Origin of the sequence: Acinetobacter sp. SFB (genome assembly GCF_001647545.1) — a bacterium.
Taxonomy (GTDB): domain Bacteria; phylum Pseudomonadota; class Gammaproteobacteria; order Pseudomonadales; family Moraxellaceae; genus Acinetobacter.
Genome location: NZ_LSZH01000001.1, coordinates 429,192 through 456,178, shown reverse-complemented (window position 1 = coordinate 456,178; position 26,987 = coordinate 429,192). Strand labels below are relative to the sequence as shown.

Below are 26,987 nucleotides of genomic sequence, written 5' to 3'. Positions count from 1 at the left end.
AGCAGCACTTATAAAGAAATCTATTAGTTATTTCTGGCATTGACATCTTGCTGAATCAGCTCGATTTTATAACCGTCTGGATCTTCAACAAAAGCAATTACCGTACTGCCACCTTTCATCGGACCGGCTTCACGCACAACTTTACCGCCACGCGCTTTAATTTCTTCACATGCTTTATATGCATCGTCTACAGCAATAGCAATATGACCATAGCCATTGCCCAACTCATAACTTGCAGTATCCCAGTTATGCGTTAATTCTAAAACAGTATTGTTTTCTTCATCACCATAACCCACAAAGGCTAAAGTGAAACGACCTTGTTCATAATCACGCTTACGAAGCAAAGTCATACCGAGTACTTCAGTATAAAACTTTAGAGATTGTTCCAAATCGCCTACACGTAACATGGTATGCAGCATGCGCATATTCTTCATCCTTATTGACTCTTCGTATGTTGATGTTCACCCAATAACTTCGCTACCCACACCACTAAAATTAGAATGGGAATACCAATCAGGGTGGTCATGAGGAAGAAGTTCGGATAACCAATATTGCTGACTATAGTACCCGAATAACCGCCTAAAATCTTGGGGGTTAAAGTCATGAGGGAGCTAAAAATCGCGTATTGCACTGCGGTAAATGACACACTGGTCAAGCTAGACAAGAAGGCAATAAACGCAGCACCAGCAAGCCCTGATGCCAAATTATCGACAATAATGGCAAAATACAACCAACCTGAACTATAGGGTTTAATCACCTTGCCAGTAATTTCAACTTCATCAGTCGATTGAGCATTTACGACAGGTAAAGGCTGAACATCTACATCTAAATCTTTGGCGGTGCTCAACTTCATATTGGTCGTATAGCGACGTTGAGCGGTTGATAAGACTTGATTATTTTCAATCACTTCAGCAACCAGCTGTTTAGAAGCTGAATTGATCAAAATTTCAGCCGGAATTGCCGCACTAAACACACCCGTTTTATCCAGATTTGCATCAAAAGTTTGCTTGTCTAAACTTAAGACAATTTTTTGAGATTCAGATAAAGGTTGCCCATAATACTGTCCACGGATCACCAGACTGTTATTTTTCTCGTATAAAGCAATGATATTGTCACTGGTTACGGGCAGAATCTGCATACTGGATTGTTTTTCATCCAGCTTTAAATAAGGCAATGTTGTAATTGCGGTATTTTTAGACCCATCCGAATATTGGGCAACGACTTGCACTTCATCTGCTTGTGCTAAAATCTGACTCGGCACCTTGAGTTTCCAATATCCCACTTCATCAGACTGAACCTTGTAACTGTGCTGCCCGACTGTGACATTGACATCATTTAGTTGCTGTCCAGATTTTACCAAGCCAATAAAAATCAGATTGGTTGAACTGGCCAAGATTGCACCGACAAACATCAACTTCATAATGTTCATACGCTGTGCCAGCAGACCACCCAAGAAACCGCCAACCAGACTAAAAATCACGCCGTAAATTTTAACTGCTTCAGCAATTTGCTGTTTGGTAAAGTTCAGGTCTTGATAGAACACATTCGAGATGACACCGGCAATAATGTCGGAAATACGGTAAAAACCAATCAACAGCAACAACACCAATGCCAGTTTAACGCCATAACGTTTAAAGAAATCTGCAATCGGGTTGACCCAGGTTTCAAAGGCCATTTGTTTGTTTACGGCACCCATTTTCACCAGCAATGTACCGACCAATACGGCAACAGCAGCAGAGCCAATAAAACGTAATGCTTCAAAGCAAAATAGTAAGAAAGAATCTGAAATTTCAAATTGTGATTTAAGCGCTTCTGTTAAATTTCCAGAGAAAATATAACTCAGTACAAAACTGATTACTGCCACAAAGAATACTGCGACCAAACGATAGTAATCGGTACGTTTATAATCCTTATAAATCCGGCTCACTTGCGGTTCACGAATCACCAATGTGGTGATAATACCCACCACCATCACCGCAGCCATAGCTAAATAAGTGATTTTCCATGCACTATAAATATAGTTACCTTTCGCTGTACCGAGGGAAGCAGCTAAAAACAACGCGCCTGCACCCGCTACAATCATCCCGATGCGATAACCGGCATTATAGGTCGAGGCCAGAACGGTCTGCATTTGAGTTTCAGCCAGTTCAATCCGGTAAGCATCAATGACAATATCTTGTGTTGCCGCAGAAAAGCCCAGCAATACTGCACCCACCGCCATCTGGTACAAATAACTTTGCCCTAAAGCAGGGTTTGAAAATGCCATGATACAAATGGCGCAGATAATCAGCACTTGCGCAATCAGCAACCATGCACGGCGGCGACCGAGTATTTTCGTCAGAACTGGAACTGGCAATTCGTCAATTAAAGGTGCCCACACAAACTTGAAAGAATAGCCTAGCGCCGCCCAGCTAAAAAAAGTCACCGCACTTTTATCAATTCCGGCTTCTCCCAGCCATAAAGACAGGCTTGAAAAAATCAGCAAGATTGGAATACCTGCGGAGAAACCAAGAAACAGCATAATAAGGGCACGGCGATCAAGAAATGCCGTAAAGGCCGATTTCCATCCAGTAGATTGTGTTGTCATTAATTTATTATGTTCTGCAAAAACTCAATGTCGCTATTCAAACGCGTAATGCGATAGGTTTCAACAATATTTACGAAATCATTATTTTATTTTATCGTTTAAAGCATCATGTCCGCTTGAATTTTTCAAGCAAACCTGTATACCTTTAACACTCTACCGCAATATTTCGTTTTGGATTTTCACAGTGACCCAAAGACTCGAGCAAATGAACTCTTCTTTATCCGCCAATATTATCAGCAACATTGAACAACCGAGCCAAAACATTTTAACTTCTGCATTTGAACAACCAGAAATACAAAGCACTTTAGAAAAAACCAAACTGAAATCTGAACAACTGACGCATATTCCTAATTACGATAAAATTCCTGCATCAACACGTCGCCTTAAACCGCTAAATAATTTTCTGGGGCAAGATCGCGCACGTGCCTCTGTAGAAGCAGGTATTGCTTTACCTTATTCAGGCTATAACATTTTTGCTGTGGGTACAGCGGGCCTCGGTAAACGCACCATGATCAAGCGTTTATTACAACAACACGCCAAAACCATGCCGACACCAAATGACTGGGTCTATGTCAATAATTTTAAACTGCCACGCCAACCGATTGCGCTCGAACTTCCATCTGGTCAAGCAGCGAAATTTCAAACACTGTTGCATCAAACTTGGCAAACCATCTTAAAGCAGTTAGAACGACGTTTTACCGCCGAAATTTATCACAATCGTATTGAACTAATTCGCCAGCAAATTGGGGATGAGCAACGCCAGGCATTAATTGATCTCACCAAAGAAGGTGAAGAACTTGATCTAAAACTGATTACCCGTAATGAAGAACATTGCTTTGTTCCGGTACATTTCATTGATGATTCTGCGGAAGAAATGACAGCAGAAGACATTAATGCGCTCAACAGTAAAGAGCGCGCTGAAATTTCAACCAATATGCGTTACATGGATAAAAAACTGGAACGCTTAGGCCTACATTTAGGCGATTTAGAAGATGATGCACGCGACAAAGTGCAAAGCTTAAATCGTGATATCGCAAAACAGGTGGTGATGCCACGTATTGAGCAAATTTTAAATAAGTTTGGTGAGGTTGCAGGCTTAAAAGACTATCTCAAATACTATGCTGAAGACATTATTAACAATGTCGAAATTGTGCTTGAGCAAGAAGAAGATGACTTTACCCCAGGCCTATTTAGCCGAGTGCCTGCACGTTATCAGGTCAATATCATTGTGTCCTATAAGCCAAATTCTGGCGCACCGGTGATTTTTGAAGACTTCCCAACGCATTACAATTTACTGGGTCATGTCGAACAGCTTACCCAAAATGGCACCATTACCACAGACTTCACCCTGATTCGCCCCGGTACATTGCACAAAGCCAATGGTGGCTTTTTAATGCTCGAAGCGGAGCAACTGCTCGAACAACCTTATGCATGGCAAGGTTTAAAACGTGCCTTAAAATCAGGGCAGATAAAACTATCTTCACTGGAACATATGCTGACTTTAACCGGCAGTATTTCGATTGAACCTCAATCTATCCCCTTGAATCTGAAAGTCATTTTACTGGCAGAACCTGAAGTTTATTATCAAATTTTAGAAGTTGAACCGGAACTCGGCAGTGTATTTAAAATCCGTGCTGACTTTACCGATACATTACAACGTAATGACACTAATGAGCAAGCGTATATGCAGCTGATTGCCGATTATGTGCAAGCAGATAAATTATTACCTTTTGAGCGCTCTGCCTTAGCGGCATTACTGACTGATTCAAGTCGGCAGGCAGAAGACCAGAGTTCATTGTCATTACATGCTTTAACTTTAGGTGATTTGATTCGAGAAGCCCATCATCATGCGGAAAAATCGGGTGATAAAATCGTTAGTGATAAACATATCAATACCGCACTCGATCATCGTAAGTACCGTCTCGGTTATTTACGTGAATTGTATTGGGAAGATTTATCACGTGGCACACAGTTGATTGAAACCAAAGGACACCGTTTAGGACAGATTAATGCCCTGTCTGTAATTCAATATGCAGATGTTGAATTCGGTTTGCCTTCGCGTTTAACCGCTTCGGTTTATCAAGGCGGTGGTGATATTCTGGATATCGAACGCAGTGTTGAACTGGGTGGCTCCCTACATGCCAAAGGCGTGTTACTGATGTCGAGTTTCCTCAAAGCGCATTTTGGCCGTGAACAGATTTTGCACTTCTCTGCTGCCCTCGCTTTTGAGCAAAGCTATGGTCAGGTGGATGGGGACAGTGCAACCGTAGCTGAACTATCTGCACTATTGTCTGCGATTAGCCAATTGCCGATTGACCAGTCATGGGCAATTACTGGCTCAATGAATCAACTCGGTCAAGTTCAACCGATTGGCGGCGTGAATGCCAAAATTGAAGGTTTCTTTGATGCTTGTAAATTACAAGGCTTAACTGGCAAACAAGGCGTAATTATTCCACGCCAAAACATGCAACATTTGATGTTGAGACACGATGTCATTGAAGCGGTTGAAAAAGGTCAATTCCATATTCATGCCATTCAAACCATCGATCAGGCTTTGGAAATTCTGATGGCTCGCCCGGTCGGCACTCTAAACAAAAAAGGTCGCTATAGCAAAAATTCAATTTATGCTGCGGTAATGGATCAACTTGAGTATTGGCAAGCCATTGAAGATGGTGCAGAGTTTGAAGATGACTCGAAGAAAAAAAAGAAAAAGAAAAAAGCCAAGAAAAAGAAAAAAGAAGAAGCCGAAAAACAACCTGTTCCGTCTGATGTCCTTGAATCTAAAAAGGCCAACAAGGACAAGTCAGAAGCAGAGTAATCTGCTTCTTTATAAAGCGATGTTAAACCAAGCCATTAAAAAAGCGCCACAAGGCGCTTTTTTAATGGCTTCACAACTGAATTAAGCTTCAGATGCTGGGCTGTATTGTTCTACCAAGGTTTTTAACTCACCTTTTTGGAACATCTCTAGCATGATATCGCTACCACCAATTAATTCGCCATTAATCCACAATTGTGGAAAGGTCGGCCAATTTGCAATTTGTGGCAAAGTCGCGCGAATATCCTGGTTTTCCAAAATGTTTACATAAGCAAATGGACGACCAATTTGACTGAGTGCTTCTACCGCACGTGCAGAGAAACCACATTGTGGGAATTGCGGCGTACCCTTCATATAAAGAAGTACTGCATGTTTAGCAATTTGGTCGCGAATTAACGCTTCAGTGTCGCGTGCTTGTTCAGTCATTGATAAATCCTCAACTCATCTGCCTCGCATTATACCCAAAACTTAACAAAACAGTATGACTAAAGCAATATTTCCATTTTTATTTCCATTTGGGCTGTTATTCTGTAGCAGTTTTTGCTTAGATAAAGCTTTATTTTCCCACCTAACAGATAAGAGTAAGTCATGAATAACATTACCCTTGCCCCAGTGCAATCTGATCAACCTTCACACTTGATGCCAGTCTTTGGCCGTCAGCCGATCAGCTTTGTTCGCGGTCGAGGTTCTTATCTTTATACAGAAGATGGCACTGAATATTTTGATGCACTTACAGGAATTGCAGTATGTGGTCTAGGTCATGCTCATCCTGTTATTGCCGAAGCCATTGCCGAGCAAGCCGCAACACTTATTCACACCAGCAATTTATTTGAAGTACCTTGGCAAACGGCTGCAGCGCAAAAACTTGCTGAAGTTTCAGGCATGGAAGAAATTTTCTTCTCGAACAGCGGTGCAGAATCCAATGAAGGTGCCATTAAAATTGCCCGTAAGTTTGGATCAATGCAAGGCATTGCCAATCCAAAAATTATTGTTGCAGACCGTTCTTTCCATGGTCGTACCATGGCGACCCTTGCTGCAACCGGCAACAAAAAAGTTCAGGAAGGTTTTGGACCTCTGGTTGAAGGTTTTATCCGTGTACCTTTTGGTGACATTGAAGCCATTCAAGAAGCAGCAATTAACCACCCAGACATCGTGGCTGTTTTTGTTGAACCGATTCAAGGTGAAGGCGGTGTAAATACTGCACCTCAAGGTTTTAGCTACCTTGAAGAAATTCGTCAAATCTGTAATCAGCATAACTGGTTGATGATGCTTGATGAAGTTCAAACAGGTAATGGTCGTACCGGTAAATACTTTGCTTACCAGCATACCAACATCATTCCAGACGTTTTAACTACGGCAAAAGGCTTAGGGAACGGCTTCCCGATTGGTGCGGTGATGACTCAAGGTCGTGGTGTGGGTGTATTGACTGCGGGCAACCATGGTTCAACCTATAGTGGTACAGCGCTCGGTTCGCGTGTGGTATATACAGTTCTCGATATTATGCAGAAAGAAAATCTGGTTGAAAATGCTGCCGAAAAAGGTGCCTATATTGTTGATCAGCTGCGCAACAAACTGGCTGATCAAAATGTCATTGTACGTGGTTTCGGTCTAATGATTGGGATTGAATTACCGAAAGACTGTGGTGAACTGGTGAATATCGCACGTGATGAATATCATTTGATTATTAACGTAACTGCAGGTTCCGTGGTTCGTTTATTGCCAACACTTAATATCACTCAAGAACAAGCCGATCAACTGATTGCTCGCCTGGTAAAATTGATTAAAGCATTTTTAGCTTAATTCTTTCTTCCTTCAAAAAATGAAAAGCCGCTGATAGCGGCTTTTTTTCATACTGCTTAGCTTTTATGAAGCTTCTTGATAATTTCTGCCACCGGGTAATTGGCAGAAATATTGTTTTAATGCTTCTAAACAACGATGAATTTTCATCGGCTGCTGTTCATGTTTTGAAATAATGGCATATAAGGTGAAACTAGGTAATTTCCACTCTGGTAAAACCTCAACCAAAGCACCATTGATTAAATCTTTTTGTGCATCTAGATATAAAATTCGAGCGATCCCATGCCCTTGCTGACATAATGCTTTGGCAACCAAAACATTATTTGAGGTCAATCTCGAACGCATTTCTAAACTGATTTCTTCACTTGTCACGACATGTTGGAATGACAAATATTGATAATTCTTGATCACATTCATCGGAATTAAATCATGATGCTTTAAATCCTCAGGACGTGAAATGGGTATCGACTGATTCAAATAACTCGGTGAAGCCACCAGAACCTGCTCAACTCGAGCAAGCGGCACGACATGCAAATTATTATCTTCAATTTTTGAACTTATGCGCAACGCAATATCAATCCGACCTTCAATCAGGTCAATATATTGATTGTCAGCTTCTACATGAACGGCCAACCCTCTATGAGCAGACATCCAATGTGATAATGCTGGAATGACATGATTTGCAGCTAACTCTGGTGTAGTTGCAATACGTAACTCGCCAACAATGTCATCACGCAGTTCATTAATCCGTACCTTTCCGCGCTCTGCAGCAGCGAGCATCTCTTGACAGCTGTGGAAAAAAGCTTGCCCTGCTTCAGTTAAACTCAACTTCCTGGTAGAACGATGTAAAAGTGTAACTTCCATCTCATGTTCTAAAGAACGAATTTGCTGACTTACAGCACTGGTGGTGATGCCTAAATTGCGAGCGGCACCACTGAACGAGTTTTTTTCGACAACACAAGCAAAAACACCCATTGCCCGAAGTTGATCTAACATAAATTTCCCTCTGAACTTATGAGATGCTTTATCTCTCGATAAAAGCAACTCATTGTATTATACGGTGAAATTTAAGTAATGCATTAACTTATTTAATTAATAGGTAATACCTGGATCGGATCAATAGGCTTACCGTCTAGACGAACCTGGAACTCAAGCATGGTGCGGGTTGTACCTGATGAACCCATCTCTGCAATCTTCTGCCCAGCCGTCACATTTTCTCCACTTTTCACGTTCATTTTACTGTTATGTGCATACGCTGAAATGTAACCATTAATATGCTTGATCAGAATCAGATTACCATATTCTTTTAAACCGTCTGCTGCATATACCACTTGCCCATCTGCGGCCGCATAAATTGCATCACCTACATTTCCGGTATAGCGGATCCCTTTAATATTATTGGCTAAATTAAAATTTTGCAGAACTGCACCATTGCTTGGTTTAACCCAGCGTAATGCAGATGCTTTAGAAGATGCCACAGGCACAGTCGGAACATTGGTGACAACAGGTGCGCTGGTTTTAACTGGATTTGTTGGGAGTTGTACGGTTTGACGTTGAATCGGCGCAGCTTGTGTTACGGCTTGAGTCGTCGTGGTACGGCGTGAACCTGAATCTTTTAAACGTAATGACTGCCCCACATATATGCGATACGGCGGCGTGATGTCATTCATATCCGCGACACTGGTATAGGCTAAACCATAACGTGCAGCAATCCCACTTAAAGTATCTCCAGACCGAACCGTATAGTAGTCTGGTGCAGTTGCATAACGTGTTGAATTATGAATTTGTGGTTTTGAAGCACAACCACTCAAAATAACAGTGGAAATAACAGCTGTAGACAACACAATGGTTTTCAGCAAGGCTGAAGGCGTAGCAAATAAGCGATACGATGACACCAAGAGCATTACTCTTCCTCTCTACATATAAATAGTATTTATTGAATTGCGCTAAGATTAGCAAAAAAGTATATAAAAAATTATTTCAACACTACATTTTCACAAAGTTATAACACTACTGCAGCCTAATTAGAAAACTGTGCATGCAATGTGTTCAAAATCTCGTAATTGGTCGCATCCATTTGAATAGGTGTGATACTGACATAGCCATTCGCCACTGCAAAAAAGTCCGACTCTATTTCAGTTAAACCTTTTTTCGGGTCTGCCACAGCTTCGCCTGAAAGCCCAATCCAATAGACTTGACGACCGCGTGGGTCTACATGACTGGTAATGGGTTTTGATTGACGACGTCGGCCCTGGTAAGTAATTTTTGAACCTTTTAATTCAGGCACATCAGGAATATTCACGTTAAAAATGTGACGTGGAGGTAAAACCGGCAAACCTGAAGCGATAAAATCATGCACCCATTGCGCAGCCACAGCATAATCTTGTGGATTTTCGTAAGAACGGACATTTTGTCCTGCCATAGACACGGCAATTGCAGGCTGTTTCATTAAACGACCTTCAAATGCTGCACCGACTGTTCCCGAATAAAGCACATCATCACCTAAATTCGCGCCACTATTAATACCACTGACCACCAGATCAAATTCAAAATCAAATAGCCCATTCATAGACAGATAAACGCAATCTGCCGGTGTGCCATTGACGGCCCAAACATCGGGGGAAATCTGGATGGGACGTAATGGTCGATCTAGCGTCAAAGCACTGGAATAACCACTGCGCTCGCTTTCTGGTGCAACAATCACTACACGCCCCAAAGGGGCTAAAGCATGTGCAAGCGCTTGGATACCGGGAGCAAAAACACCATCATCATTGGCAATTAATATATTCACTTAAAAATCTCGAAAGGGTTTGAAAAATGACTGGTCAGAACATTTGATTGAATAATACAAAGAATTATATATATTTAACGCTCGACATCCATTCAAAATATGTGACTAACAAATGATTAAAATGATCTCATTGCGTGGCTTCTTGGGTTTAGGTTTTGCTGCATTATTATCACAAGCTGTTCTAGCCAATGACGGCTTAACTCAAGCGGAAGCAAATACCATTATCAAAGAAGACCTGGCTTCAACTCAAGTCATGGCTGAAGTATGTCCTGCAATTGTGGGTAAAAACGCAAAATTTGATCATAATATCCATCAGCTTATTCAGTCTTATCTACAAGATTATTCAGATAAATCTATGACTTACGATAAACTTCAGGCAGATACAGAATATAAGGCTGTTTTAAATGAAGCACGTCAGGCGGCCAAAGAAACCAGCAAAGATGAACAAAAATCTGTTTGTGATGACGTAGTCAATTACGAAGCATAATTCAAAACAGACCAAAGCTAGAGAATATTCAGCCGATTGAGTGTTCTATAAAATGGGCATGAAGATTATTGACCTTCATGCCCATTTTCATAAAATAAATACAAGTCAGATTTAACTCTCAAAGTCGATTCATTGTTTCTTCAACTTTCAACAGCTTCAATACATTTGTGTACTTACAATTACCAAAAATATCGTTAAGCTTATTTATATTATTATATTTTTAAATAATTTAGGTCTGCTTAAATGAAATCATCTATGTTCAAATCGTTATCTTTAGGTCTATTGACCACCGCTGCAATGACATTTTCAGTGACTCACGCCGCAACACAACAAGAAGAAAATATTGAAGTTACTCCTACTCAAAAAATCACCCAACAAGAACTTGCTGCAATTTATGTATTGTCAGAAGTCTGCCCAAGTCTGGTGAAAAACGATGCTCAGTTTGAAAAAGGATATTCCAAACTTGCCCAAGAATATTTACCTCAAGAAAAAGATGCGGTTTCAGCCTTATCTAAGCTGAGCAAAGAGAAAAAATTTAAATCAATTTTAACTGAAGCACGTAGTGATGCAAAAAAAGCCGGTGATGCGAAAAACAAAGAAATTTGCCAAGAAATGACGACTTACAGTAATTAACACCAATTGGTTACAATACTTTTGAAATAAGCCGATTTCTCCGTAGAAGTCGGTCTAGCTTTATCCTAGAATGCTAGGCTCTTTGTGCTTATATCAAGATATTGGAACCACCTAGAATGACCCACAAAAGCGCCCTTGCTGCATTATTACTATTACCTAGTTTCACATTCGCAGCATCTGTCTTATCTGCACCGCCAGAACTCAATAATAAATCTTATGTTTTAATGGACTATGAGACTGGGCAAATCCTTGCATCTAAAAATGAAAACGAAAAATTAGCACCGGCTTCAATGACCAAGATGATGACTAGTTACATCATCGAACAGAAGTTGTTGGGTGGTGATCTCACGGAAGATGAAAAAGTTCGTATGAACGAATCAGCATGGTGTCGTGGCAGTAGCACGGAATCATGTATGTATGTACCACTCAACGGTACTGCAACAGCACTGGAAATGCTGCGTGGGATTATCATCCAGTCAGGTAATGATGCTTCTAAAGCCATGGCGGAACATATTGCCGGAAACGAAGGCACTTTTGCTCACATGATGAATGAAGAAGCAAAACGTATTGGCATGACCAATACCAGCTTCATCAATTCAACCGGTATGCCTGCTGAAGGTCACTACTCGACTGCAAAAGATATGGCAACGCTTGCGCAACATATTATTCATGACAGCTCAAAGTATTACCCGATCTACTCTGAAAAAGAATTTACCTTTAACGGCATTAAACAAGGTAACCGTAACGCCTTGCTTTATACTGACCCAAGTGTAGATGGCTTAAAAACTGGTCATACTGACGAAGCAGGTTATTGCTTAACCACTTCAGCTAAACGCGGCCCCCTGCGTTTAATTTCAGTGATTTTTGGTGCGCCAAGCATGAACGATCGTGCATCTCAGACACGTGAAATCTTGGCTTGGGGTTATGCAAACTTTGAAACTGTTAAAGTACAACCGGCCAATCAGGTTTTAGCAAAAGCTAAAGTTTGGTACGGCAAAAGCAATGACGTTCAAATTGGTTTAGCTGAAAACTTCAACGTGACCATGCAAAAAGGTCAGGCTAACGCGATCAAAACCCAATTGGTTGTTCAACCAAAACTCACTGCACCACTTAAAAAAGGTCAAGTGGTTGGTAAATTTGTCGCAAGCATTGATGGTAAAGTCATTTCAGAAAAACCCCTTGTTGCACTTCAAGATGTTGAAGAAGCCGGTTTCTTTGCAAAAATGATCGACCATATCAAACAATTCTTTAGTAATTTATTCTAATGAAACGTTAAGTTTAAATTAAGCATTAAACTAAAGATAAAGCACTCTTACTTCGGTATGGGTGCTTTTTTATTTTATAATGACTCACACCATTGCCACTGAAGACGAATGATGAAAAAGAATATTCGCCCTTATTTAGATCACCATCCTAAAATTGATGCTACTTGCTACATTGATGAAATATCCGTGGTGATTGGTGAGGTGACTTTGGCTGAAAATGTATCGGTGTGGCCTTTTGCTGTGATTCGTGGTGATGTCAATCATATTCATATTGGTAAAAATTCTAATGTACAAGATCATGCCATGTTGCATGTCAGTCATAAAAAAGCAGATAAACCTGAAGGCTCGCCACTGATTATTGGCGAAGATGTCACCATTGGTCATCACGTAAAACTACATGGCTGTACCATTGGTAATCGTGTATTGGTGGGCATCAGCACAATTATTTTGGATGATGTGATTATTGAAGATGATGTGATGATTGGTGCAGGTTCTTTAGTTCCACCACGTAAACGTCTTGAAAGCGGTTATTTATATGTGGGCAGTCCTGTACAGAAAGTCCGCCCTTTAACCGATAAAGAAAAAGAGTTTTTGCCTTATTCAGCACGACATTATGTGAAAGTGGCGAATAATTATTTAGAAAAATAAGATTGCGATGATATAAAATATTTCGTATATTCAATAAATTGAATAAAAGTACAACTTATGAGCAGTCCATTTAAATCTGAAAAAATCATATCACATTCGATTAAAGAAGCTGAACTAAGTACTTTCTTAGTAGGATTTGATTTGACAGATGATGGTAAGGCTCAATATAGGTTAAAGCCTCTAATTGATAAATTATTGGAAGTTATTCATGAATTTGCTTTTGGCTTTCACGAAGGGACTGAAACTAACAATACCCAAATTTTTTCTAAATTGACTGAAGCAGCCAAATCTATTTATAAGATTGATGAATTTCAAAAAGTAAAAGATATATATGAAAATGATGGTTCAATTCTTGATACAGTTGAAGATAAATATTTAAGAAGAGGAGAGTTTGGAGAGTTAATTCTTCACTTATTACTTAGAGATTTTCACAAAACAACGCCTTTACTATCAAAAATATATTTCAAGGACTCATTAGGTCACACTGTTCATGGATTTGATGCAGTTCATATAGAACCAGAGACTAAAACTTTGTGGCTCGGGGAATCCAAACTTTATTCTAATGGAAAGAATGGAGTAAAAGCTTTAATTCAGGATATACACGAACATTTTAAGTCTGATTATTTAAATTCTGAATTTATGTTAGTTTCAAAAAAAATTAAACATTTTGATAATATCCCTGACAAAGACTATTGGGTTGATCTAATTTCAGAAGAAACCAAACTAAGTGATAAATTGAATGCGATTAATATCCCTTTACTATGTACATATACTTGTAATCTATTTACAGATCATCAAGATGAAACCACAGAAAAATTTATAAATGATTATAGAAGTGAAATGTTGGAGTTAAAAAAATATTTTGATGAACACTACGATCATCCTTTGAAATCAAAATTAAATATCGTTCTCTTTTTATTTCCTGTCCAAAATAAAGTTCATTTAGTAAAAGGATTACACAATAAACTTTCGTTATTACAGAAGCTAGGTGAATAATGGAAGATCTAATTTTAGAAATACAAAATAAAAACTCATTTTCATTTAATGAAACATTTTCAATATATAAAAAATGTTCGTCTTTAATTTTTAAAGATAAGATATCAGCACAAAAACTAGTAATTAATATTCTAGACAATCTGTTTAAATTTGATAAAAGTCTACACAACATTTTAACTAATTTAGTAGAATCTATTGGTTTTTATCCTTATTTAGTAAAAGAAAAATTCACTTTAGATTCCACTGATTCTCAAATCAGAAAAAATTATCATTATTCTGAAAACATAAATAAATTCTTACACGAAGATCAAAAATATTTATTATCATTACTTAATACTGATAAAAATATTATTGTCAGTGCACCCACAAGTTTTGGTAAAAGCTTATTAATAGAAGAGTTTATAGCTTCAAGAAAATTTAAAAATATAATTATCATACAACCCACCTTAGCCTTATTAGATGAAACTAGACAAAAATTAAGAAAATACGATGATTCATATAAGTTGATTGTTAAAACTTCACAAAATTCATCTGATGATAAAGGCAATATTTACTTATTTACTGCAGAACGCGTAAATGAATATCAAGATTTTAGACATATAGATTTTATTATTGTTGATGAATTTTATAAACTCAGTTCTCAACGTGATGACGAAAGAGCTGATTCCTTAAATAATGCATTTCACTACATTTTAAAAAAATATAACAGTAAGTTTTATCTTTTAGGCCCTAATATAGACAAGATATCAGATGGCTTTGAAGAAAAATATAATGCTTTTTTTTATAAAACAAAAACCTCATTAGTCGATACTAATAGCATCGATATTTATTCTCAACATCAACAAAAGTTCCAACAACCACGAAAATATAAAGAATATAAGGAAGAGGTTCTATTTAATCTTCTTTTAGAAAAAATTAATGAACAGAATATAATTTACTGTTCTTCTCCTGCTAGAGTTAGATATCTTGCTAAGAAATTTTCAAATTTTATCGAATCAAAAATAAATTCATTTAATGAAGTAAAATTCGAAATTTTTGAATGGATTGAAAAAAATATTTCTCCACAATGGAGCTTAATAGAGATTTTTAAAAAAAGAATCGGAATTCATGATGGAGCTTTACAAAAACACATTACAACATCTGTAATTGACTATTTTAATAAGGGATTATTAAATTACCTTTTTTGTACCACCACTATCATTGAAGGTGTTAATACCAGTGCTAAAAATATATTCTTCTTTGATAGCACAAAAGGAATGAATACTAAAATTGATTATTTTGACTATTCAAATATTAAAGGCCGTGCAGGACGCCTAATGATACATTATACCGGAACTATATATAATTTTAATCCAATTCCAAAAAATGAAATTATTAAAATAGATATCCCTTTTTTTGAACAAAATCCAATTTCAAATGAAATTCTGATTCAACTTGATGAATCTGAAATTAAAGATAAATCATCAGAACAATATAAGTTTATCAATGGTATTTCAAATGAAGAAAAATATGTCATTCGTAAAAATGGTGTTCAAGTAACCGGACAACTCAGTATTATTAATCAATTAAGAAAAGATATTAGTAATAACTATGAACTTGTTTGTTGGAGTGGTTTCCCTAAAAAAGAACAATTAGCCTACACACTTGCCTTAGCTTGGCATCATCTGTTAAAAGAAGGCGAAAGTGTTAAACCTATGACATTAAATAGCCTTATTACTGTGACAAAAATTTATAGCTCTAATCATAACATTTGGGATTTAATCAACAGTAACTTTAATTATTATAAAACCTTAAGTAAGTACAAGGATACAAGTGATTCTGATCTAATGGATGAAGCAATAAGAAATAGTTTTCAAATTTTAAAGCACTGGTTTGAGTACAAAATTCCTAAATGGTTATCAGTCATTGATAGTCTTCAAAGATTTGTTTGTTCAGAACAAGGATTAAGGCCTGGAAACTATAGTCATTTCGCCAATCAAATTGAAAATGATTTTTTAAGAGAAAATCTTACTATTTTAACTGAGTACAGCATTCCTAGTTCTGCAATTCGCAAACTTGAAACCCTTATTCCTCCAGATAAATCTCAAGATGAAGTAATTAGCTTAATAAGAGAAAGAAGAATATTTGATAATGAAATATTTTTAAGCTACGAGAAGACTAAACTTAAAATTATTTGATCTTCAAATGTCATTTACTCTTAAATATATAGATATTAGTTATAAACATAAATCAACATAGCCACTACGCCCTAAATTTTGTAGAATAGCCTTTTTATTCCTTGGTGCTTTTCAATGACCGCTTGGACTGCTCACGTTACTGTTGCAACTGTTGTCGAAAAAGACGGAAAATTTCTGTTTGTTGAAGAACATACAGAAGGTGTAACACATACTGTGTTTAATCAGCCTGCAGGTCATGTCGAATGTGGCGAAACCATTATGGATGCTGCCATTCGCGAAACCATGGAAGAAACCGGACATACAGTGAGTATTGAATCACTGTTGGGTATTTATACCTATACCCCGCCGATGTTTCCAGATCGTACCTATTTCCGTTTCTGCTTTTTAGCAAAATCGCTTGCGCATGATGAACACGCAACATTAGATACAGGAATCATTGGCGCAGTCTGGATGACTTTGGATGAACTGATCGAGTCGGCTCGTGCGCGTAGCCCCTTGGTGATCAAAGCCATTGAAGATGCCCTTTCAGGCAAAAAATACCCTTTATCGCTCATTTACGAGCACCAAAACTCTCCCTTAATTTCAACTTTGGATGCTTAATCCTATGCAACAACGTGTCATCGTCGGTATGTCCGGTGGTGTAGATTCTTCTGTTTCTGCAGCACTTCTTCTTCAACAGGGATATCAAGTTGAAGGACTTTTCATGAAAAACTGGGAAGAAGATGACGGCACGGAATATTGTACGGCGATGGAAGACCTTGCAGATGCGCAAGCCGTCTGCGACAAGATTGGCATCAAATTACACACTGCCAACTTTGCCATGGAATATTGGGATCGTGTATTCGAGCATTTTCTGGCTGAATATGCTGCGGGTCGCACCCCAAACCCGGACATCTTGTGTAATAAAGAAATCAAGTTCCGTGCATTTTTAGACCATGCCGTAAACTTGGGTGCAGACTTTATTGCAACCGGTCATTACTGCCGTCGCGGTGAAACCATGACCAACTCGCGTGGTGAAGAATACGCCCCTTTATTACGCGGTTTTGACCAGAATAAGGATCAAACGTATTTCCTGCATGCTGTACATGGTCGCGAAATTAACAAGACCCTGTTCCCTGTGGGTGAAATTGAAAAACCGGAAGTTCGTCGTATTGCTGAAGAACTGGGTTTAGCTACAGCGAAGAAAAAAGATTCAACCGGTATTTGCTTTATTGGCGAACGTCGTTTTAATGACTTCTTGAAACAGTATTTACCTGCCCAAGCTGGAAAAATTTACCTAGATACCGGTAAAGAGGTTGGTGAACATCACGGCTTAATGTACTATACGCTCGGTCAGCGTGGCGGCATTGGTTTAGGTGGTCTTAAGGGCGAATCTGAAGGTGCATGGTTTGTTCTTTATAAAGACATTGAAAATAACCGTCTGGTCATTGGTCAGGGTCATGAGCATCCACTAATGCAAAGTACTATACTTTGGAGTGAAGCGATTGACTGGGTTGCAGGTGAGCAAGATATTCCAGAGACTGGTTTCCGCTGCACTGCGAAAACGCGTTATCGCCAGCCCGATCAAGCCTGTGTTATTTATAAAGATGCCGATATGCCAAATGGTGTACGGGTTGAATTTGACGAACCGCAACGTGCGGTGACTCCAGGACAAAGTGTAGTGTTCTACGCAGATGAAGTTTGTTTAGGTGGCGGTGTGATTCATCATACCAATGCTCCAAAACCTGATTTTATTTAAAAGGAAGCGATAGGCATGGCTGAGTTACCCTTTCAACAGCCTCAAACTTTGAATATACGCCAAAACCGTGCTTTGGCGTTGGCGGCTGTGTTTCAATCGACACAGCTGACCCATATGACCGCCATGTCGGGACAGCAGAGTATTGGGGAAAGCGGTAGTTTCTATCTAGAACAACTCATTAAAGCCAGCCTGAATATCCGTCCCACTTCCAATGAATCTTGTCAAACCCTCCACTTCTTTAATCAACTTGCCGATATTTCCCTCGGTTTGAAAACTTTAGAAAGCAGTATTAACCAACCGTTTAACCCCTCCCCAAAATCTCGTTTACCCAAACTCTCTAGCGCCAAGTTACCGATGAGCTATGCCATGGCCTTGTTACAGTTAGAGAAAAAAGTCTATAGCAATCCAAAATTTGTTGAAATCATTGAAAAATCACAACAGAAAATATTAAAGCAACTTTCATTTTTTGATAATAATTATCTACATCCCAGTATTATTGCCAATCTTGCCCAAACCTATGTCGAAACTGCAGGACAAATTAATCCGCGTATTATGGTTAAAGGCAACGCCCAAGCGTTTAAAGATACTTCTCATACCAACCGTATTCGCGCTTCCCTGTTTACTGGCCTGCAACTGGCGCACTTATGGCGCCAAATGGGTGGCAGTTCATGGGGGATGATTTTCAGCAAGCGTAAGCTGCTCCAAGATATTCAAGATCTTGCCCGTTTACAGTATCAGGTGGTTTAACTGATGCTGTGCGGGTTTTGTTTTACGTTTAATTCCAATGTTTAAGGAATCGCTATGAACGCTTTAACCGCACTTTCTCCATTAGATGGACGCTACGCGAGCAAATGTGATGCTCTACGTCCTTTCCTCTCTGAGTTTGGTTTAATCCATGCTCGTGTGACTGTTGAAGTGCGCTGGTTACAAGCGCTTGCAAACCGTCCTGAAATCACTGAAGTCCCAACTTTTTCAGCAGCAACCAATGCTGCTTTAGATGCAATTGTGGCTGATTTCTCTGAAGATGATGCAAACCGCATTAAAGACATTGAACGTACCACCAACCACGACGTTAAAGCGGTTGAATATTTCCTTAAAGAAAAAATTGCACACATTGATGAATTGAAAGATGCCGGTGAATTCATTCACTTTGCATGTACTTCTGAAGACATCAATAACTTGTCTCACGCATTAATGCTTAAAAATGGTCGTGATGTTCTGGTGGCTTCAATGCAAAGCATCATCGATGCCATTGCGACTTTGGCTGAAACGCACGCTGAACAAGCAATGTTGTCTCGTACACATGGTCAAACTGCGAGCCCAACCACTTTGGGTAAAGAAATGGCAAACGTGGCTTACCGCCTTGCACGCCAAATCAAACAATTTAACAATGTTGAATTACTGGGTAAAATCAATGGTGCTGTAGGTAACTACAACGCTCATTATTCAGCATATCCGGACATTAACTGGCCTGCTCATTCGCAAGCTTTTGTTGAATCTTTAGGTTTGGCGTTCAACCCGTACACTACTCAAATTGAGCCACATGATTACATGGCGGAACTTTTTGATGCGTTACGTCGTTTCAATACAATTTTGATCGACTTTAACCGTGACGTTTGGGGTTATATCTCTTTAGGTTTCTTCAAACAACGCTTGAAAGAAGGTGAAGTTGGCTCTTCAACCATGCCGCACAAAGTCAACCCGATTGACTTCGAAAACTCTGAAGGTAACTTAGGTTTGGCCAATGCAGTACTGGCTCACTTGGGTGAAAAACTTCCGATTTCTCGTTGGCAGCGCGACCTAACCGACTCTACTGTGCTTCGTAACATGGGTGTTGGTTTTGCGCAAAGCTTGATTGCTTTTGATGCTTGCTTAAAAGGTATTGGTAAATTAGAGCTTAATGCTGCGCGTATTGCTGAAGATTTAGACCATGCTCAAGAAGTATTGGCTGAACCAATTCAAACCGTTATGCGTCGTTATAACGTAGAAAAACCATACGAAAAATTAAAAGCCCTGACTCGTGGTCAAGCAATGACGCGCGAAATGATGGTGAACTTCGTAAACGGTAATGAACTTGAAGCTGTTCCTGCTGCGGACCGTGCACGTCTTGCGACAATGACACCTGCAACGTATACAGGTAATGCAGCTGAACAAGCCAAACAAATTAAAGATTTAATTGCGAAAATCTAATTAAATTTTAGTCAGAAAAAGCGAAGCTACGGCTTCGCTTTTTTATTACAATAAAATCTGTGAATAATTCCTCTATGTTTGCGATAACACCAGCAATTCATAACAATTCAATATGCACAATAAAAATTTTGCACATATAAAAAAGAATAATTGAACATTCATTCAGGTTCAAACCCTGGCTTGCACTTGCTTTTATTCTTCTGCCTCTCCTCATGAGAGTATTCCCACTAAAACTCACAATGATCACGATCTGTATTTTAGTTACGGCAAAGCAACTCATGCCGAGTTGAAAATCAACATACAGTCAAAAAAATTGCGCTCATTAGAACGCAATTTTAAAATCAGAAGATCATTTTAAATTAAAGCTTAGGATCACGCAGTTGAATGACATTCGCACTCGCTTTTGACAAAGTTTCCATCACTTTATTCACTACTGCTGGCACTAGACCATCTGCCATTTGAGCGGCCTGTAAGCCCAGTTTTTCACCCAACGTTGGTTTACGACGGGTATCAATCACATACACATCATGCTGAGCCAATAAACCCAGCAGATATTCATCTGAAGTTTGCAGTTTATCCACCAAGTTTAATGCTAGTGCATCCTTCCCGTACCAATGTTCACCTGTTGCAACTTTTTCAACATTCAGTTGTGGACGATATTTTTCCACAAAGTGCTTGAATAACTCGTGCGTTTGTTGCAACTCTTCTTCAAATTTGGCTTTACCTTCAGCGGTATTTTCGCCAAACATGGTTACAGTACGTTTAAATTCACCTGCGGTATAAAGCTCGAAATCGATATGCTTTTCTTTTAACAGGCGATTAAAGTTAGGCACTTGAGCAACCACACCAATTGAACCCACGACAGCAAACGGCGCAGAAACAATTTCATTGGCAATACATGCCATCATATAACCGCCACTTGCCGCAACCTTATCAACACAAATCGTCAGGTTAAAACCGGCATCACGCAGACGCACCAGCTGTGCAGCAGCCAGACCATAGCCATGCACCATACCACCCGGACTTTCTAAACGCACCACCACACGATCATGCCCCGCTTTAGCAGTCGCTAAAATCAGGGTGATTTCTTCACGTAAACTTTCTACCGCAGATGCAGCCGTATCACCTTTAAAATCGAGGACATAAATTTTTTGATTATTCTTTTTACGTAAACGCGCTTCCTTTGAAAGCTGTTGAGTGAGTTGCAAAAGTTCAAATTTAGATGCTGTGGTATGCGCAACTTTTTTACGTTGTTCGTTTAGGCGCGCATTTAAATGGCTGATTCGAATTTCTGCGGGTAGTTTCGGAGTATGGAATAGCATAGAAAATGATTTCTCTAATTGTATGTGCAGTTATCTTTAACATGAGGCCAATCCATTGAAAATTCAATATGAATTTTATTAACCATCTCATTACATAGATTCTTTACACTTTAAATGCTTACTAAATTTAGTCATTTTCTCAGCATAAAACAGATGCCTAAACATAATAACCCAATATAAATAAAGGTTAAATTATGTCATTTGGATAGGTCGCATGTCTTCTCAAGATAAAAATATTTGAAGATTAAACAAAAAAGAGCCTTCCGGCTCTTTTTAATACTGTCATTTCATTAACCAAAACGACCGGTAATATATGCTTCAGTCAATTGATGATCCGGCTGGGTAAATACTTTTTCAGTTGCATTGACTTCAATCAAATCACCTAAGTGAAAGTATGCTGTACGGTCAGAAACACGCGCAGCCTGTTGCATTGAGTGTGTCACAATCGCAATGGTATATTGGGTTGAAAGCTCTGAAATGAGTTCTTCAATTTTTGCCGTAGCAATTGGATCCAGTGCTGAACATGGTTCATCCATCAAAATCACTTCCGGACTCACGGCGATAGTACGTGCAATACATAAACGCTGTTGCTGACCACCGGAAAGACCGGTTCCCGGCTGGTTTAAACGATCTTTGACTTCATCCCAAAGACCAGCTTTATGCAGGCTATTTTCAACAATTTCTTCAAGGTCATATTTGTCACGTGCCAAACCATGCAGTTTTGGACCATAAGCCACATTATCAAAAATTGATTTCGGGAAAGGATTGGGTTTCTGAAACACCATACCCACTTGCGCACGCAGTAATACGACATCTAGATTTGGATCATAAATATCCTGATTATCCAGCATTACTTTACCCGCCACACGACATGAATCAATCGTGTCGTTCATACGGTTTAACGTGCGTAGAAAAGTCGATTTACCGCAACCAGACGGCCCAATAAAGGCAATCACTTCATTTTCGTAGATATTTAAATCAATACCCTTAATCGCTTCTGCCTCGCCATAGTAAACATGCACATCCGAAGTACTTATTTTCACACTGGCTGTTTGATTTTCTTTTTTAGCCGAAGGATGGGTATCAAATTGAGAAACAAATGAAGTCCCTTGATGTTTTTTATCTACTTCGTTAGAGGTAAATTGCTTCTGATCTTGGTTCACGGTTTGATCCTGTTCTAAGGAATTTGTTTTTGACATCGCTGTTACAGTATTCATATATTGTTCCTCTTACCAGCGCACTTCAAATTTCTTACGTAACCAGATTGCCAGACTATTTAAGCCGACCATCAGTGCAAGTAAGACAATAATTGCAGCAGCGGTACGTCCTTCGAAGAAGTTACGTAATTCATTGCCCTGCCATAAGAAAATTTGTACCGGTAAAGCAGTCGATTGATCTAATGGTGTAGCCGGAACACTCGCCACAAAAGCACTCATACCAATCAGGAGTAATGGCGCTGTTTCACCTAATGCCTGAGCAACCCCAATAATGGCACCCGTTAAAATTCCGGGAATCGCAAGCGGTAGAACATGGTGAAATACAGTTTGCACACGGGAAGCTCCCAAGCCCAATGCCGCCTGACGAATGGATGGTGGTACAGCTTTAAGCGATGCACGTGTGGTAATAATCACGGTTGGGAGAGTCATTAAACTAAGTACCAGACCACCGACCAAAGGTGCAGAAATCGGCAAATGCATCCAGCCAATAAAAATGGCAGCACCAAGCAAACCAAAGACAATCGATGGTACTGCTGCAAGGTTATTGATATTCACTTCCACGACATCGGTAATGAAGTTTTTAGGGGCAAATTCTTCCAGATAAATAGCAGATGCTACGCCGATTGGAATCGAGATAAAAATTACAATCAGCATCATGAACAGCGAGCCCATGATTGCGCCAGCTAAACCAGATGTTGCTGGAGAGCTACGCGAGTCTGGATTGGTAAAGATATTGGTATTAAAGGTATTTTCAATCACACCTTTGGCTTTTAAATCATCGGCTAACTGGCGAACTTCCGGACTTAATTGCTGCTGATCATCAGGCAATGAACGGTCAATATTTCCTGCTAACCATACATCGACATTGGCATCGGCCAAAATATTTAAGTCTTTCTTCTGACCAATCAAGGCTGGATCTGCAAGCACCAAATCACGCAAACGGTAGGCTTCTGAACTGGTATACAGGCTTCCAAGATCATCGCGTTTAGACGCAATACTTGGATCTTTGGCAATTAATCCATTGACGATTAAAGCATCCCAGTCGACCATTCCCATTTCAGTTTGCCAGGCAATATAGCGCTCCTGAAAATGCGCAGGAGATTCGCCCTCTTTTTGGGTGGGTTTTGCGCCCGCATTAATGATATTCGGATCAAAATAGACCGGAACAGTCATGCTGCTTTGCCAAAATGCGGGTAAGCCTTTTGCCAGAATACTTCCGAATAGCAGTACCACAAAGAACAGACCGGTGATAACGGCAGAGAAGCCAAACACCCGAAACATTTTTTCTTTGCGATGACGCTTGGCTAAAGTATTACTAATTCTTTGTTTACGTTTTTCGCGTAATTCAGCGGCAATGCGGGGATCACTTGCCTGATCCATGGAAGGTGTATTAGAAGTACTCATTCGTATTGCTCGCGATATTTACGCACAATAAACAGTGCAACAATGTTCAGACCTAAAGTAATCACAAATAAGGTTAATCCCAAAGCAAATGCTACCAATGCTTGTGGACTGGCAAAGTCAGTATCACCTGTAAGTTGATTGACAATAGTAATGGTCACGGTGGAAATCGCTTCGAGTGGATTGGCATGCAGTAATGGACTATTCCCTGCGGCTAGAACCACAATCATGGTCTCACCAATCGCACGAGATGCCGCAAGTAAAAATGCGCCAATAATACCCGGCAAGGCTGCAGGCAACACCACCTGACGAATGGTCTCCGACTTGGTTGCACCGAGTCCTAAAGAGCCATCACGTAACGATCGAGGCACCTGAGTAATAATGTCATCTGAGAGTGAAGATACAAACGGGATAATCATAATCCCCATCACGAAACCTGCAGTTAAGGCACTGGTGGCATTGATTTCCAGCCCCACGCTTGCTCCAAGCATTTTAAAGAATGGGCCAATAATCATCAGTGCAAACACACCGTACACAATGGTCGGAATACCGGCTAAAACTTCAATCGCGGGTTTTGCCCAAGAGCGAAAGCCTGATGATGCGTATTCAGCTAAATAAATTGCAATCATCAAACCGACTGGTACTGCCACTAATAAAGCAATACCACTAACCATCAGCGTGCCCCAAAGCAGCGGCAACAAGCCATAACTACCTTCCGCATTTCCTGATGTACTAAAACCGGGGTTCCATTCAGTTCCAAAGAAGAAATCGAGTGGACTGACGAAGTGAAAGAAGCGCATGGCTTCACTAAACATCGACATCACAATACCGATGGTGGTTAAAATAGCCACACCAGAACATAAGGCTAAAGCGATATTAATGGTTTTTTCGACCTGATTACGTGCACGAAATTGTTGGGCTACACGTTTTTTTGCCAAAACCAGCCCTGCTAGTGCGGCACAGATTACCACTGCCAATTTGGCAAAAGAGCTTATCGTTTCAATTCTTGATAACTGTTGTGCTGCTGCGATTTCATAGGCGGCCGCTTGATCACTCACGCCAAAACCAGAGGCAATCGCTTGAACACGGTCAATTACAACTTCCATGCCAGATCGATCTAATGTTGCTGCAATATTTGCAGGGACATTATCTAAAATCACATGTCGCAAAATACTCGGTTCGACAATATTCCAAACCAGTAAAATTAAAAAAGCAGGGATACCACACCATAAAGCCACCAACGCACCATAATATCCAGGACGAGAGTGCAGCTTCGCTGAGTTATTTCCCTTACCTGCTAGGCTACGGCTTTTAGATAACCCGATTTGATAGGCTACGGCAATCAATGCCAATAACACACCTATAAGTAGCAGATTCATGTATTCTCCGGCATTTTTTCAATTTTCATGCTTTGAAAAACCTTGTCTTTGCAAAAAAGCTGATGCTAAAAATTATCTAGCATCAGCTCGTTCATCCTAATTACTTAACCGCTTTACCAGCTTTCAAAGCTGCAAGAGTGTTTGCGCGTTCTTTATCAGACATAGAAATCAGACCAGCTTTTTCCAGCTTGGAACCTTTACCTGAAACTTTCTTACTTAAGAAGTATTCAGAATATTGTTGTAAACCTTTGATTGATTTAAGGTGCTCACCTTTCACGTAGAAGTACAATGGACGTGATACTGGATAAGAACCATTCAGAATCGTTTTTTCTGAGGGAGCCACATTGTTCACTGTCGCTACACGTAATTTGTCACGGTTTTGATCATAGAAACCTAGACCAAATACACCTACGGCACTTGGCGAAGTTTTTAAACGTGCCAGTGTTTCAGTATAGTCACCTGCGATTTCAATCACTTTGCCATCTTTACGGAAAGTAGAACATGCTTTCTTCTGTGCATCTTTATCTAAATTTTTGAAATATGCGTAAGATTCACAACCTGCTTCAACCATTTTTTCCTGGAACACTTCACGTGTACCGTGGTTAGATGCTGGAATGACCAATGTAATCGGTTCATTTGGAAGTGATTTGTCAATTTGATTCCAACGTGTATACGGATTTGCAACCAGTTTACCATTTGAAGGTAATTCTGCTGCAAGCGCTGCAAATACATGTTGTGGGCGTAATTTAAAAGAGGCTTTCTTTGAATTAGACGCAAATACAATCCCGTCATAACCGACTTTAACTTCAATCACTTGATTCACGCCAGCACTTTTACATGCTGCTAATTCAGAATCTTTAATTTTACGAGAAGCATTGGCGATGTCGATGGTGTTGTCACCCACGCCTTGACAGAATTGCTTCAAACCGCCAGATGTACCACCTGAACCGACAACCGGTGTTTTGAATTGCGGAAAAGTGTTACCAAATTCTTCTGCTACAATACTTGCGTAAGGTAGAACAGTTGAAGAACCAGCGATTTGGATGGTGTCACGAGCTGCATTTGCTGTTGTTGCTACAGCTGCCCCTGAAACTGCTAAAGCAAGTGCGATGTAATTTAAGCGCATTCTTTTCTCTCTTCATTAGATGCAATTTTGAAGTACGCTACTTTTTTATAAAGTTTTGTACTTTTTCGATAACTGCATTGTGATTTTATAATATGACAAAGAAGTTACAGCTATGTGACGTTTTAATGATAATTGAAATAGCAGTTTTTTTATAATTATAAATTTATATAAATCAGTAATTAACATTACATTTAATCTGATTAATTTATTATTCCCACCTCACTATAATTGTAATAATTCATTTACCATCATTAAAACGCATTGCTTGTTATTTAATCATTTGCTTTGTGCGTCTCATCATTTTTATCAATTTGCTTCATATCTATTTTATTTTTTGAACTTACAAATAGTCTCTGATTAAATTTTTACTGCCAAAGAAGAAGTCTAAGAAAACCTCTTTGAATAACACCAGAACCTT

23 protein-coding genes are annotated in these 26,987 nt (G+C 39.4%); 12 read left to right on the top strand and 11 right to left on the bottom strand.

Annotation, left to right across the window (positions count from 1 at the left end):
• Positions 1-23 precede the first annotated feature (23 nt).
• On the bottom strand, positions 24-425 hold the full coding sequence (gene gloA, locus AY606_RS02105; RefSeq protein WP_067863987.1) for a lactoylglutathione lyase: 402 nt from the start codon (positions 423-425) through the stop codon (positions 24-26).
• An 11-nt stretch (positions 426-436) separates the two neighbouring features.
• Entirely contained in the window at positions 437-2,587 is a 2,151-nt protein-coding gene (locus AY606_RS02100) for an AmpG family muropeptide MFS transporter (protein WP_067863984.1), read from the bottom strand.
• Positions 2,588-2,792: 205 nt separating this feature from the next.
• On the opposite strand from AY606_RS02100, the gene AY606_RS02095 reads away from it, so the two are divergent.
• On the top strand, positions 2,793-5,405 hold the full coding sequence (locus tag AY606_RS02095) for a Lon protease family protein (RefSeq protein ID WP_502692100.1): 2,613 nt from the start codon (positions 2,793-2,795) through the stop codon (positions 5,403-5,405).
• Between the two features lie 81 nt (positions 5,406-5,486).
• On the opposite strand, the gene grxD is transcribed toward AY606_RS02095, so the two are convergent.
• Positions 5,487-5,828, bottom strand: coding sequence for a Grx4 family monothiol glutaredoxin (gene grxD / locus AY606_RS02090; RefSeq protein ID WP_067863978.1), 342 nt, complete (start codon positions 5,826-5,828; stop codon positions 5,487-5,489).
• Between the two features lie 162 nt (positions 5,829-5,990).
• Here grxD and AY606_RS02085 point away from each other — a divergent pair, with 162 nt between their 5' ends.
• On the top strand, positions 5,991-7,202 hold the full coding sequence (locus AY606_RS02085) for an aspartate aminotransferase family protein (RefSeq protein ID WP_067863975.1): 1,212 nt from the start codon (positions 5,991-5,993) through the stop codon (positions 7,200-7,202).
• Between the two features lie 63 nt (positions 7,203-7,265).
• Here AY606_RS02085 and AY606_RS02080 read toward each other — a convergent pair whose 3' ends face one another.
• From AY606_RS02080 to surE, 3 genes are all read right to left on the bottom strand, one after another.
• A complete protein-coding gene (locus AY606_RS02080) occupies positions 7,266-8,195 on the bottom strand; it encodes a LysR family transcriptional regulator (protein WP_067863972.1) in 930 nt (309 codons plus the stop codon).
• Positions 8,196-8,287: 92 nt separating this feature from the next.
• Positions 8,288-9,103: a peptidoglycan DD-metalloendopeptidase family protein gene (locus AY606_RS02075; RefSeq protein WP_067863969.1), complete on the bottom strand. Its 816-nt coding sequence runs from the start codon at positions 9,101-9,103 to the stop codon at positions 8,288-8,290.
• 116 nt (positions 9,104-9,219) lie between these two features.
• A complete protein-coding gene (gene surE, locus AY606_RS02070; RefSeq protein WP_067863966.1) occupies positions 9,220-9,990 on the bottom strand; it encodes a 5'/3'-nucleotidase SurE in 771 nt (256 codons plus the stop codon).
• A gap of 112 nt (positions 9,991-10,102) precedes the next feature.
• On the opposite strand from surE, the gene AY606_RS02065 reads away from it, so the two are divergent.
• From AY606_RS02065 to purB, 10 genes are all read left to right on the top strand, one after another.
• The gene (locus AY606_RS02065) at positions 10,103-10,477 is read left to right on the top strand and encodes an MCR_0457 family protein (RefSeq protein WP_067863963.1); all 375 of its coding nucleotides are present in this window, start codon (positions 10,103-10,105) and stop codon (positions 10,475-10,477) included.
• A gap of 243 nt (positions 10,478-10,720) precedes the next feature.
• Positions 10,721-11,110, top strand: a complete 390-nt coding sequence (locus tag AY606_RS02060) for an MCR_0457 family protein (protein ID WP_067863960.1) — start codon at positions 10,721-10,723, stop codon at positions 11,108-11,110.
• Between the two features lie 116 nt (positions 11,111-11,226).
• On the top strand, positions 11,227-12,375 hold the full coding sequence (dacC, locus tag AY606_RS02055; RefSeq protein WP_067863956.1) for a D-alanyl-D-alanine carboxypeptidase PBP5/6: 1,149 nt from the start codon (positions 11,227-11,229) through the stop codon (positions 12,373-12,375).
• Positions 12,376-12,486: 111 nt separating this feature from the next.
• Positions 12,487-13,023, top strand: coding sequence for a gamma carbonic anhydrase family protein (locus tag AY606_RS02050; RefSeq protein WP_067863953.1), 537 nt, complete (start codon positions 12,487-12,489; stop codon positions 13,021-13,023).
• Between the two features lie 57 nt (positions 13,024-13,080).
• Positions 13,081-14,019 carry a HamA C-terminal domain-containing protein gene (locus AY606_RS02045; RefSeq protein ID WP_067863949.1) on the top strand — a complete coding sequence of 313 codons (939 nt, stop codon included), beginning with the start codon at positions 13,081-13,083 and terminating at the stop codon, positions 14,017-14,019.
• Positions 14,019-16,196, top strand: coding sequence for a DEAD/DEAH box helicase (locus tag AY606_RS02040; RefSeq protein ID WP_067863946.1), 2,178 nt, complete (start codon positions 14,019-14,021; stop codon positions 16,194-16,196). The genes AY606_RS02045 and AY606_RS02040 overlap by 1 nt, the downstream gene beginning before the upstream one ends.
• Before the next feature lie 114 nt (positions 16,197-16,310).
• Entirely contained in the window at positions 16,311-16,796 is a 486-nt protein-coding gene (locus tag AY606_RS02035; RefSeq protein WP_067863944.1) for an NUDIX hydrolase, read from the top strand.
• A 4-nt stretch (positions 16,797-16,800) separates the two neighbouring features.
• A complete protein-coding gene (gene mnmA / locus AY606_RS02030; protein ID WP_067863942.1) occupies positions 16,801-17,934 on the top strand; it encodes a tRNA 2-thiouridine(34) synthase MnmA in 1,134 nt (377 codons plus the stop codon).
• Positions 17,935-17,949: 15 nt separating this feature from the next.
• Positions 17,950-18,681, top strand: coding sequence for a high frequency lysogenization protein HflD (gene hflD / locus AY606_RS02025; protein ID WP_067863939.1), 732 nt, complete (start codon positions 17,950-17,952; stop codon positions 18,679-18,681).
• 54 nt (positions 18,682-18,735) lie between these two features.
• Positions 18,736-20,124 (top strand): adenylosuccinate lyase, encoded by a 1,389-nt coding sequence (gene purB / locus AY606_RS02020; protein ID WP_067863936.1) that lies wholly within the window; start codon positions 18,736-18,738, stop codon positions 20,122-20,124.
• 359 nt (positions 20,125-20,483) lie between these two features.
• On the opposite strand, the gene sohB is transcribed toward purB, so the two are convergent.
• The 5 genes from sohB to AY606_RS01995 all read right to left on the bottom strand — a co-directional run bounded on the left by sohB (position 20,484) and on the right by AY606_RS01995 (position 26,569).
• Positions 20,484-21,446: a protease SohB gene (gene sohB, locus AY606_RS02015; RefSeq protein WP_067863934.1), complete on the bottom strand. Its 963-nt coding sequence runs from the start codon at positions 21,444-21,446 to the stop codon at positions 20,484-20,486.
• 290 nt (positions 21,447-21,736) lie between these two features.
• Positions 21,737-22,663 carry a phosphate ABC transporter ATP-binding protein PstB gene (pstB, locus tag AY606_RS02010; RefSeq protein ID WP_067863931.1) on the bottom strand — a complete coding sequence of 309 codons (927 nt, stop codon included), beginning with the start codon at positions 22,661-22,663 and terminating at the stop codon, positions 21,737-21,739.
• A 12-nt stretch (positions 22,664-22,675) separates the two neighbouring features.
• Positions 22,676-24,067: a phosphate ABC transporter permease PstA gene (gene pstA / locus AY606_RS02005; RefSeq protein ID WP_067863928.1), complete on the bottom strand. Its 1,392-nt coding sequence runs from the start codon at positions 24,065-24,067 to the stop codon at positions 22,676-22,678.
• Entirely contained in the window at positions 24,064-25,443 is a 1,380-nt protein-coding gene (gene pstC, locus AY606_RS02000) for a phosphate ABC transporter permease subunit PstC (protein WP_067863925.1), read from the bottom strand. The genes pstA and pstC overlap by 4 nt, the downstream gene beginning before the upstream one ends.
• A 100-nt stretch (positions 25,444-25,543) precedes the next feature.
• A complete protein-coding gene (locus AY606_RS01995) occupies positions 25,544-26,569 on the bottom strand; it encodes a substrate-binding domain-containing protein (RefSeq protein ID WP_067863922.1) in 1,026 nt (341 codons plus the stop codon).
• Between the last annotated feature and the right edge of the window lie 418 nt (positions 26,570-26,987).

What these genes read in the sequence shown, in the direction of transcription:
- purB (WP_067863936.1), top strand. Translation starts at nt 18,736, where the DNA reads ATGAACGCTTTAACCGCACTTTCTCCATTAGATGGACGCTACGCGAGC.
- dacC (WP_067863956.1), top strand. Translation starts at nt 11,227, where the DNA reads ATGACCCACAAAAGCGCCCTTGCTGCATTATTACTATTACCTAGTTTC.
- AY606_RS01995 (WP_067863922.1), bottom strand. Translation starts at nt 26,569, where the DNA reads ATGCGCTTAAATTACATCGCACTTGCTTTAGCAGTTTCAGGGGCAGCT.
- AY606_RS02095 (WP_502692100.1), top strand. Translation starts at nt 2,793, where the DNA reads ATGAACTCTTCTTTATCCGCCAATATTATCAGCAACATTGAACAACCG.
- AY606_RS02065 (WP_067863963.1), top strand. Translation starts at nt 10,103, where the DNA reads ATGATTAAAATGATCTCATTGCGTGGCTTCTTGGGTTTAGGTTTTGCT.
- pstB (WP_067863931.1), bottom strand. Translation starts at nt 22,663, where the DNA reads ATGAATACTGTAACAGCGATGTCAAAAACAAATTCCTTAGAACAGGAT.
- AY606_RS02035 (WP_067863944.1), top strand. Translation starts at nt 16,311, where the DNA reads ATGACCGCTTGGACTGCTCACGTTACTGTTGCAACTGTTGTCGAAAAA.
- AY606_RS02045 (WP_067863949.1), top strand. Translation starts at nt 13,081, where the DNA reads ATGAGCAGTCCATTTAAATCTGAAAAAATCATATCACATTCGATTAAA.
- AY606_RS02085 (WP_067863975.1), top strand. Translation starts at nt 5,991, where the DNA reads ATGAATAACATTACCCTTGCCCCAGTGCAATCTGATCAACCTTCACAC.
- AY606_RS02040 (WP_067863946.1), top strand. Translation starts at nt 14,019, where the DNA reads ATGGAAGATCTAATTTTAGAAATACAAAATAAAAACTCATTTTCATTT.
- AY606_RS02075 (WP_067863969.1), bottom strand. Translation starts at nt 9,103, where the DNA reads ATGCTCTTGGTGTCATCGTATCGCTTATTTGCTACGCCTTCAGCCTTG.
- pstA (WP_067863928.1), bottom strand. Translation starts at nt 24,067, where the DNA reads ATGAGTACTTCTAATACACCTTCCATGGATCAGGCAAGTGATCCCCGC.
- AY606_RS02080 (WP_067863972.1), bottom strand. Translation starts at nt 8,195, where the DNA reads ATGTTAGATCAACTTCGGGCAATGGGTGTTTTTGCTTGTGTTGTCGAA.
- AY606_RS02050 (WP_067863953.1), top strand. Translation starts at nt 12,487, where the DNA reads ATGAAAAAGAATATTCGCCCTTATTTAGATCACCATCCTAAAATTGAT.
- AY606_RS02060 (WP_067863960.1), top strand. Translation starts at nt 10,721, where the DNA reads ATGAAATCATCTATGTTCAAATCGTTATCTTTAGGTCTATTGACCACC.
- sohB (WP_067863934.1), bottom strand. Translation starts at nt 21,446, where the DNA reads ATGCTATTCCATACTCCGAAACTACCCGCAGAAATTCGAATCAGCCAT.
- hflD (WP_067863939.1), top strand. Translation starts at nt 17,950, where the DNA reads ATGGCTGAGTTACCCTTTCAACAGCCTCAAACTTTGAATATACGCCAA.
- pstC (WP_067863925.1), bottom strand. Translation starts at nt 25,443, where the DNA reads ATGAATCTGCTACTTATAGGTGTGTTATTGGCATTGATTGCCGTAGCC.
- mnmA (WP_067863942.1), top strand. Translation starts at nt 16,801, where the DNA reads ATGCAACAACGTGTCATCGTCGGTATGTCCGGTGGTGTAGATTCTTCT.
- AY606_RS02100 (WP_067863984.1), bottom strand. Translation starts at nt 2,587, where the DNA reads ATGACAACACAATCTACTGGATGGAAATCGGCCTTTACGGCATTTCTT.
- grxD (WP_067863978.1), bottom strand. Translation starts at nt 5,828, where the DNA reads ATGACTGAACAAGCACGCGACACTGAAGCGTTAATTCGCGACCAAATT.
- gloA (WP_067863987.1), bottom strand. Translation starts at nt 425, where the DNA reads ATGCGCATGCTGCATACCATGTTACGTGTAGGCGATTTGGAACAATCT.